Here is a 3,162-nt window from a genome sequence, read left to right as displayed (position 1 = left end):
GCGGTCTAGGCGCCAGCCGGTGATGTTGTTGGGGACTGGCTGGCTTAGGGCTGGGCTTGCGCTGCTTTGTGGTGTTCGACCGCCCGTCTGTAAGTTATGATGGCTGGACAACCGAATCGAGCCGGAACCGATGCGCCAGTATCTCGACCTCCTGCAGCACGTGCTGGACAATGGCGCCGATCGCGGCGACCGCACCGGCACCGGAACGCGCTCCGTCTTCGGCTACCAGATGCGTTTCGACCTGGCGCGCGGCTTTCCCGTCACCACGACCAAGAAGCTGCATCTTAAGTCGATCATCCATGAGCTTCTGTGGTTCCTGGCTGGCGACACCAACATCAAATACCTCACCGATAACGGCGTTTCGATCTGGGACGAATGGGCCGACGAGAATGGCGATCTCGGCCCGGTCTACGGCAAGCAATGGCGCTCCTGGCCGGATGGCCATGGCGGCTCGATCGACCAGATCGCTAATCTTCTCAAGGAGATACGCAAAAATCCTCAATCGCGGCGGCTGATCGTTTCGGCATGGAACCCAGCCGAGGTGGAAGCGATGGCGCTGCCGCCCTGCCACTGCCTTTTCCAGTTCTATGTTTCGGAAGGGCGGCTTTCCTGCCAACTCTACCAGCGTTCCGCCGATATCTTTCTTGGCGTGCCGTTCAACATCGCGTCCTATGCCCTGCTGACCTTGATGGTGGCGCAGGTCACCGGGCTGAAACCCGGCGATTTCGTCCACACGCTCGGTGATGCGCATCTCTACTCGAACCATTTCGAGCAAGCACGCGAACAACTGCGGCGCACGCCGAAGGTGCTGCCGACGATGTGGATCAATCCGGAGGTGAAGGATCTGTTCGCCTTCCGCTTCGAGGATTTCCGGCTGGAAAACTACGTCGCCGATGCGTCGATCAAGGCGCCGATCGCGGTCTAAGGCCGCACATTTCAGTCGATGCCGACCATCACGTCCCAGGCCTTGACCACGGCATAGGCCTGCTTGCCCTTTTCGAGCTTGAGATCGGCGACGGCCTCGTTGGTGATCGAGGCGGTGACGATGGCGCCGCCACCGATGTCGATCCTGACATGCGAGGTGGTGGCTCCCTTGGCGATCTCGGCGATCGTTCCCTTGAGGATATTGCGGGCGCTGATCTTCATCGGAGTTTCCTTTCCAGGGTTTCTTTGCCGGTCTCATCAGAACAATCGGTGTCGTACAGACGCTTTCATGGGGCGCCGGGCCTTCCCTTGTTATATTCATACGGATATATCGGTTAGCAGGCTTCGAGCCGGCCGGATTTCAAACCAGGGAGAGTTTTCCATGACGCGCAAAGGTTTTGGATCGAGGGCGATCGCCATTGGCGGTTTGGCTGCGGCGCTGATGGCAGTCGTGCCGGCAGCGCATGCGGAAGACAAGGTGGTCGTGTTTGCCGCGGCCAGCCTCAAGGATGCGCTCGACGCGGTGAACAAGGCCTGCCAGGCCGATGTCGGCGAAGCCGCGACCGTCTCTTATGCCGCAAGCTCGGCGCTGGCCAAGCAGATCGAGGGCGGGGCGCCTGCCGACGTCTTCATCTCGGCCGACCTCGACTGGATGAAATATCTCTCCGACAAGAAGCTGACCAAGCCGGACACCGAAGTGAAGCTGCTCGGCAATGAGATCGTGCTGGTGGCGCCGAAGGACTCGGCGGTCGAAACCAGGATCGAGAAGGGCTTCGACCTCGCCAAGCTGATCGGCGACGGCAAGCTCGCCATGGGCGATTTCAAGGCGGTGCCGGCCGGCAAATACGGCAAGGCTGCACTTGAATCGCTCGGCGTCTGGTCCTCGGTCGAGGGCAAGGTGGCGCAGGCCGAAAACGTGCGCGCGGCGCTGAAGCTGGTTTCGACGGGCGAAGCCGCCCTTGGCATTGTCTATGCCACTGACGCGCATGCCGAAAAGGGCGTCAAGGTGGTCGGCACCTTCCCGGAGGATTCGCATCCGCCGATCATCTATCCGGTTGCCCAGACCGCCGATTCGAAGGACAAGGATACGCCGGCTTTCCTGAAATGCCTGCAGTCGGCCAAGGCGGCCGCGCTGTTCAAGGATCAGGGATTTACCGTACTCGCGCCGAGCAACTGAGTTCCAAGGGGCACAATGAACTGGCTGCTGGACCTCACTCGCGACGAATGGAATGCGGTTCGGCTGTCCATCAAGGTGGCAATGGTGGCGATGCTCGCCAGCCTGCCGCCGGGCATCTTGATCGCGCTGCTGCTTGCCCGGGGACAGTTCTGGGGCAAGACCGTTCTCAACGGGCTGGTGCATCTGCCGCTGATCCTGCCGCCCGTGGTGACCGGCTACCTGCTGCTGCTGACCTTCGGCCGGCGCGGCCCGGCCGGCGCCTTCCTGGCCGAGCATTTCGGCATTGTCTTCTCCTTCCGCTGGACAGGTGCGGCGCTGGCCTGCGGCGTCATGGGCTTTCCCCTGATGGTGCGGGCGATCCGGCTGTCGATCGAGGCGGTGGACCGCAAGATGGAAGCGGCGGCGGGAACGCTCGGCGCCAATCCGCTCTGGGTGTTCGCCACCATCACGCTGCCCCTGATCCTGCCCGGGCTGATCGCCGGCGCCATCCTGGCCTTCGCCAAGGCGATGGGCGAGTTCGGCGCCACCATCACCTTCGTCTCCAACATTCCCAATGAGACGCAGACATTGCCGTCGGCGATCTACACCTTCACGCAGGTGCCGGGTGGCGATGAAGGGGCGCTCCGCCTGACGCTGATCTCCATCGTCATCTCCATGGCAGCACTTGTGGCTTCGGAGGTGCTGGCGCGGCGTGTCGGCCGGCGACTGGACATCGAATGAGCGTTCTCGTCGACATCAGTCATCGGCTGGGTGGTTTCGCCATCGACGCCCGCTTCGAAAGCGCCGGGCGGCTGACGGCGCTGTTCGGCGCGTCTGGGTCGGGCAAGACGACACTGATCGACATGATTGCCGGGCTGATCCGGCCCGACAGGGGACGCATCGAGGTCGACGGCCGTGTGCTGGTCGATACCGGTGCCGGCATTTTCGTGCCGAAGCACAAGCGCCGCATCGGCATGGTGTTCCAGGACGCACGGCTGTTTCCGCATTTGAGCGTTGCCGGCAATCTTCGCTACGGCCGCTGGTTCACGCCGCCGGCGGAGCGCTACGCCGATATCGATGCC

At 62.6% G+C, this 3,162-nt stretch carries 5 protein-coding genes; 4 read left to right on the top strand and 1 reads right to left on the bottom strand.

Features of this window, described 5'->3' with window-relative positions:
- Positions 1–130: 130 nt before the first annotated feature.
- Positions 131–925 (top strand): thymidylate synthase, encoded by a 795-nt coding sequence (locus EN750_RS25985; RefSeq protein WP_027160597.1) that lies wholly within the window; start codon positions 131–133, stop codon positions 923–925.
- A gap of 11 nt (positions 926–936) precedes the next feature.
- On the opposite strand, the gene EN750_RS25980 is transcribed toward EN750_RS25985, so the two are convergent.
- A complete protein-coding gene (locus EN750_RS25980) occupies positions 937–1,146 on the bottom strand; it encodes a molybdopterin-binding protein (protein ID WP_127398267.1) in 210 nt (69 codons plus the stop codon).
- 160 nt (positions 1,147–1,306) lie between these two features.
- Between EN750_RS25980 and modA the strand changes: the two genes are divergently transcribed.
- The 3 genes from modA to EN750_RS25965 all read left to right on the top strand — a co-directional run.
- Positions 1,307–2,101: a molybdate ABC transporter substrate-binding protein gene (gene modA, locus EN750_RS25975; RefSeq protein ID WP_127398265.1), complete on the top strand. Its 795-nt coding sequence runs from the start codon at positions 1,307–1,309 to the stop codon at positions 2,099–2,101.
- Between the two features lie 15 nt (positions 2,102–2,116).
- Positions 2,117–2,821 carry a molybdate ABC transporter permease subunit gene (modB, locus tag EN750_RS25970; RefSeq protein WP_127398263.1) on the top strand — a complete coding sequence of 235 codons (705 nt, stop codon included), beginning with the start codon at positions 2,117–2,119 and terminating at the stop codon, positions 2,819–2,821.
- Positions 2,818–3,162 (top strand): ATP-binding cassette domain-containing protein (locus tag EN750_RS25965; RefSeq protein WP_127398261.1); only part of this gene is annotated, 345 nt, incomplete at its 3' end. The genes modB and EN750_RS25965, both read left to right, overlap by 4 nt.

This window comes from Mesorhizobium sp. M7A.F.Ca.ET.027.03.2.1 (genome assembly GCF_003999175.1).
Classification (GTDB): Bacteria; Pseudomonadota; Alphaproteobacteria; order Rhizobiales; family Rhizobiaceae; genus Mesorhizobium.
The sequence above is the reverse complement of the archived record's forward strand: the minus strand, read 5'-3'. Positions and strand labels throughout refer to the sequence as shown.